This is a genomic window from Ilumatobacter sp., assembly GCF_049588435.1.
Lineage (GTDB): Bacteria > Actinomycetota > Acidimicrobiia > Acidimicrobiales > Ilumatobacteraceae > Ilumatobacter_A.
The window spans coordinates 1-5,407 of sequence record NZ_JBAVYV010000581.1 but is presented as its reverse complement, the minus strand read 5'-3'; the positions used below and the strand labels follow the sequence as shown (position 1 = coordinate 5,407).

General features: G+C 68.2%; 7 protein-coding genes and 1 tRNA gene. 3 read left to right on the top strand and 5 right to left on the bottom strand.

Features of this window, described 5'->3' with window-relative positions; all coding sequences use genetic code 11:
* The first annotated feature begins 68 nt into the window (after positions 1 to 68).
* Positions 69 to 141, top strand: a tRNA-Ala gene (locus WBV89_RS21905).
* Between the two features lie 69 nt (positions 142 to 210).
* Here WBV89_RS21905 and WBV89_RS21900 read toward each other — a convergent pair.
* The 4 genes from WBV89_RS21900 to WBV89_RS21885 all read right to left on the bottom strand — a co-directional run bounded on the left by WBV89_RS21900 (position 211) and on the right by WBV89_RS21885 (position 3,638).
* A complete protein-coding gene (locus tag WBV89_RS21900; protein WP_423983452.1) occupies positions 211 to 1,065 on the bottom strand; it encodes a S8 family serine peptidase in 855 nt (284 codons plus the stop codon).
* Entirely contained in the window at positions 1,062 to 1,610 is a 549-nt protein-coding gene (locus WBV89_RS21895) for a hypothetical protein (protein WP_423983451.1), read from the bottom strand. Before WBV89_RS21895 ends, WBV89_RS21900 begins: the two co-directional genes overlap by 4 nt.
* Complete coding sequence (locus WBV89_RS21890) at positions 1,607 to 3,364, bottom strand: MFS transporter (protein WP_423983450.1); 1,758 nt, start codon at positions 3,362 to 3,364, stop codon at positions 1,607 to 1,609. Before WBV89_RS21890 ends, WBV89_RS21895 begins: the two co-directional genes overlap by 4 nt.
* Before the next feature lie 64 nt (positions 3,365 to 3,428).
* Entirely contained in the window at positions 3,429 to 3,638 is a 210-nt protein-coding gene (locus WBV89_RS21885) for a hypothetical protein (protein ID WP_423983449.1), read from the bottom strand.
* 93 nt (positions 3,639 to 3,731) lie between these two features.
* On the opposite strand from WBV89_RS21885, the gene WBV89_RS21880 reads away from it, so the two are divergent.
* Complete coding sequence (locus tag WBV89_RS21880) at positions 3,732 to 4,445, top strand: Crp/Fnr family transcriptional regulator (protein WP_423983448.1); 714 nt, start codon at positions 3,732 to 3,734, stop codon at positions 4,443 to 4,445.
* A gap of 4 nt (positions 4,446 to 4,449) precedes the next feature.
* Positions 4,450 to 4,773: a hypothetical protein gene (locus WBV89_RS21875; protein WP_423983447.1), complete on the top strand. Its 324-nt coding sequence runs from the start codon at positions 4,450 to 4,452 to the stop codon at positions 4,771 to 4,773.
* 94 nt (positions 4,774 to 4,867) lie between these two features.
* On the opposite strand, the gene WBV89_RS21870 is transcribed toward WBV89_RS21875, so the two are convergent.
* On the bottom strand, positions 4,868 to 5,407 hold a 540-nt coding region (locus WBV89_RS21870), incomplete at its 5' end, for a biotin transporter BioY (protein ID WP_423983446.1).

The window sequence follows — 5,407 nt, the reverse complement described above, 5'->3', positions numbered from 1 at the left end:
CGTCAGGGCGGCGCTTTGGTGCCGAGCCGATATCGTTTCGGGGTCCTGTTCGCAGGATCCCGCTAGACGGGGACGTAGCTCAATTGGTAGAGCATCTGCTTTGCAAGCAGAAGGTCGTGGGTTCGATTCCCATCGTCTCCACAAGGAGAGCCCCCGGTCGCGCACGCTGCCGGGGGCTTCGTCGTTCATCGGGCTGTTCCTCGGAGTTGGTCAATCCGCAGCGTCGACCGCGAGCGCAGCCAGCACGGTTCGCGCCTGCCAGCCAGTGAGGTCCGGGTGGGCCCCCATGATCCGGGCGAGGTGGCCGGCGATGACGGGGGCGGCGAAGCTGTTGCCGTCCGTCGTGATCGTGGAGTGGCCGTTCCACGCGACGTCGACGCCGATCCCCGGTGCGCCCCACTCGGCGGGTCCGTTCGGATTGCACCAGAACCGCTCGCGGTCGGTTCCCGGCCCGCACGCCACGGAGAACACGCCGGCGAACTCGCTCGGGATCGAGCGCCTGCGTTCGTTGGCCATCGCCGACACCAGCAGCATCCGTCGGAACGCGGCGGTGTCGACGAGACCGTGGAATGTCTCGGCCCAGCGTTCGTTGGTCGTGGACAGGCTCAGATTGGCGATGACGATCCCGTTGTCGATGCACCACTGCACCCCGCGCGCGAACACACCGGCAGAACCCTTGAGTGAGGCGCCGAGGACGCGCACGCTGACCAACTCGGCCTCCGGGGCGAGTGCTCTGATCACTCCGGCACACGCGGTGCCGTGGCCGTAGAGGTCCTCGTGCGGTTCGCGCTCGAACCGGACGCCGGCCTCCGTCTCGGCATCGATGACGATCGAGACGTACTCGGCCACACCCCCGACCAGTGGATGCGAACCGTCGACACCGGAGTCGATCACGGCGACGCGCACGCCTCGACCCGACCGGTCGCCGTACGCCCAGTCGCTCGTGATCGGGTGGTCGAGCCCGAGGTCCGGGCGCGGGCCGAGCTCGTCGCCATGGAACACCTCCGACCACGCCGGGAGGTCGAGTGGACGGCCGTCGGTGCCGGTCTGGGTGACGTCACTCACGGTTCGAACGCGTCGAGCACCGCCGTGACCACGTCGGTCGCCCGCAACCGTTCGTTCGGTCCCAACGCTGCGAGCCGCCCCTCGAGGTCGATCTCGTCATCGTCGACGGCACCGATCAGGGCTTCGGCGAGGTCCACGACCAGGTCGATGACGCGAGTCGCACCGTGACCTCCGGTCGGTGTCGGCGACCCGCGATCGAGGATCGAGAGGACGGCAGCGACGTCACCATCGACATCGTGGACGGCGACGCACTGGATCGCGTTCGGGACATATCCCGTGCGCTCACCGACATCTCGAGCGAAGCGCGGATCCGAGACGGGATCGCGCACGCTGAGCGACTGCCCGGTCGCGGCGACGAAGCCACCGATGCCGGCGCCAGGGGGCAGGATCGTTCCGACGATCTCATCGGCACCGGCGCCGTCGGCGGCCACGTACCTCAGCCCTTCGTCGTGGACCGTGGCGATCGAAACAGCGGCAGCCCCGAGCGAGACACGGGCGAGCGCGCACAGCGCGAACAGCGGCGACGCATCCGAGTCGTGAATCACGTCGCCGCGGCCACCGATGGGGCGTCCTGCTCGGGAGGCTCTTCCCCGACCGCTCCCGGGTGGGTTCGCTGGAGTCGCGCCCGCATCCCGCCGAGCAATGGCGCAGTGGCGGCAGCACTCGGCGTGGCGATCGAGACGAACACCGATCCGTCGATCTCGAGGAGGTCGGCTTCGGTCAGCGCGGTGACCGTCGCGGTGCGGGGAACACTGCGCAGCAGCCCGATCTCACCGAACAGAGCGTTCGCTCCCAGGTCGGGCGGGACCACACCGACGTCTCGAGGTGAGCTCGTGACCACCCCCAATTCACCTGATCGCACGACGTACAGCTTGTCAGGTTCGTCGCCCTCGCTGATCACGACATCCCCTGCGCCGACGTGGCGATCGGTGCTCGAACGAGCGAGGCGTTCGAGTTCGACCAACTCGAACGAGGCGAGCTCTGGAATCTGACCGAGCCACGTCGCTGTTGCTCGGTGACGACGACGGCTCTGGTCCGTCGTCCGGGCGAGCGCGAGCACCGCTGGGGCCAGGACGAGCGTCATCAAGATCGCGACGATTCCCGAAACCTGCATCGCGACGGTCAGCCCGGCGAGCGACACGAGGATCGGCGCGCCGACCGAGCCGACCGTCTGTCCCAGCGCGCCGACGGCGTCGAACACGCTGTAGACGCGTCCCATCATCGATTCGTCCACCGCCCGCTGCAGCAGGGTCAGCGAGAGAACCTCGAACACGATCGCCGCAGCGCCCTCCACCACGGCGAGGCCCAGCACGACCGGCGCAGAGTCGGTCAGTGCGATCAGCACCAGCGGGAGTGACACCAGCAAACCCGAACCGAGGAGCCACGCTCCGCCACGGGACGAGTTTCCGGCGCGTGCGGCGATCGGAGCGGCGATCAGTCCGCCCACGCCCATCGCGGCCATGAGGTATCCGACGCCTGCCGCACCGAGATCGAGACGATCGGCCGCGACGAGCACGTACAGCACCTGCTCGGCTCCGAAGGCCAGCGACGCGGCGGTCGCCATCAGGGTCATGCCGCCGAGCCCACGGTTGTCGAGGATCAGCCGACCGCCCGCGCGCACGTCGGCGAGCAGCGACGATGCCGTGTCGTCGGGATCTGTCGCAGGCTTCGTCCCCCCGCCGATGTCGCCGACGCGGGCTACCATCAGCGCCGATGCGGCGAACGTGGCCGCGTCGATCACGAGCACGATCGACGGGTCGAACACGGTGACGAGGATCGCTCCGAGCGCCGGGCCGACGAACCACGAGAGTTGGGCGAGCCCCTCCTCGCCGGCATTGGCGGCGGCGATGTCGTTCTCGGGGACGAGCCGTGGAATCGCCGCCACCCGAGCCGGTCGATAGACCGCTCCCGCCGACGCGATCAACGCCAACACCCCGACCACGAGACCCGGGGACCCCTCGACCGCGACGATCGCGGCCATGACGAGGAACAACCCGCCACGCGCGACGTCGAGCCAGACCAGGAGGGACCGGCGGTCGAATCGGTCGGCCAGTGCGCCGCCGAAGGGGCTGATGAACACGTATGGCAACAGCCGTGCGATGAGTGACGCAGCGATCCAGAACGTGGCGTCGTCGTGTTCGGTGAAGTAGACGGCGATCGCGACCCAGTACAGGAAGTCGCCGGCGAGCGAGACGACGGTGCTCCCGAGCAGCCAGCGCCAGCGTCGATGGCGCCAGACCGACCGGAACGACGCGATCGCACCGCGTGCTTCGTCGGGCGGATGTTCCGTTGTCGTCATGGTTGTCTCCTCGGACGCGCCGGAACGGAGCGGTCATCGTGCCGCTCCGTTCCACTCCGCAGAATCAGTCGGGATACCGGATATGACCCTCGGTGTCGTCGGCGTCCTCCACCCGTGGAGATCGAACGGCATCGGCGTCCTCCACCCGTGGGGACCGAACGGCGTCGGCGCCGTCGATCCTCAGCTTGCGATGACCCTCCGTGTCCTCGATCATGTCGGGCGAAATCGGGAAGCTCGGATCGTTGACCGGATTGTGGTTGATCTGGGTGCTCATGACACTTGCTCCTTGTGATTGGTGGCCACTCCGCAGCCGCTGTCGTCGATGTGTTCATCATCCAGACACCAGCGCCATCGCGCTGTTCCGGGCGTGACATTAGATGTGTATCGACGGCGACAGATCACGTTCCGGTGGGACGCGTTCCGCGACACTTGGGCGATGGAATGGGAGATCCTGCGCAGCCTCGACGACACGGAACGTCGCGCGGTACTTCGGGCTGCGGTGCGGCGGAAGTTCCGCTCCGGTGACACGCTCTTCCACCAGGGTGATCCGGGTGACACCGTGCACCTGCTCGATCGGGGCCACGTGGCTGTGAAGGTCGTCGACGCTCACGGGGTCTCGCTGACGCTCGACGTCCTGAGCGCGGGTTCCGCGTTCGGTGAGCAGACCCTCGTCGATCCAGCGGCCCGACGGACCGCCTCGATCGTTGCGATCGGTGCGGTCGAGACGCTGACGATTCGCCGCGACGACTTCGTCGAGCTGCAGAGCCGCCACCCCGCGGTCACGAACGTGCTGGTCGAGGTGCTCGCCGCCCAGGTGCGTCGGCTGTCGGAACAGCTGCTGGATGCCCACTCGATGGGCGCCGAGAAACGCGTCGTGAAACGCCTCGCACTCCTCGCCTTCGAGTTCCGGGTCGGCGATGCCGCCACGCTGCCGATCACGCAGGAGGAACTGGCTTCGCTGGCCGGAACCACGCGCCCGACGGCCAACCGCGCGCTGCAGGCGCTCGTCGACAGTGGCACGATCCAGCTCGGTCGTGGCCGGATCGTCATCGCCGACGTCACCCGACTACCGACGGCGTGATCCGATGCTGTTGCCGCGAGGTCCTCCAGATCTCGGCGGATCCACTTTCGCCCGAGCGTGGGAGCACCGGTTCTCGCAGGAGATCCTGCGCCAGGTCGCCTACGAGACGTTGTCGAGGCGTGACCGGACGGCTCGGCTCGCGTCGGTCGGCCACGACGCCGATGCCGACGCCGATCCCTTGTTCGGGACAGCGGTCGCATCTCTTCGCGAGAACAGCACTCCGTACCGCCTGGTCCACGGCCTGCTCGACCATGCCGAACACCGTCGGTCGGCCGGACACGACGTGGACGAACTCGTCGACGAAGCACGCGCCATCGCCGAGAGGTAGGGATGTCGTCCGTTGGCCGAGCGAGCGGAACTGACCACACGGTCCGACGTGACCGTCCGGTCGCGATGGATCTCGGTACGCCGAGGCGCGGCCGTCACCGATCGTCGGTGAGCCGCCAGGCGGCGGGGAACAGCACGCCTGCTGCGAGCATCTTGACGATGTCGCCGGCGAGGAACGGTCGTACACCGAGCGTCCACGCGCTCGGGTCGCCGAACATCGGTACGTCGACCACGTGGGCCAGCCAGGCCGATCCGACGAAGTAGAGGACGGCGTTCGCGAGCACGATTGCCGCGACGAACGAGACGACGTGGCGATCGCGTCCTCGTTCAGCGGCGGCGCCCACGATGGCGGCCATCAGCGGGTAGCAGATGAGGTAGCCGCCGGTCGCGCCGGTGAACGAGCTCCAGCCTCCGCTCCAGTCCGCGAAGACCGGCAACCCGACGATGCCGAGCGCGAGGTAGAGACCCATCGACGCTGTGCCCCGCCGAACTCCGAGGGCACCACCGGTGAGGACGGCAGCAAAGGTCGCCAGGTTGATCGGTACGGGGGTGAATCCGAGCGGGATCCGGATCTGTGACGCGAGTGCGGTCAGCAGCGCGCCACCGACGACCAGGAGCAAGGTGCGGTTGCGCAC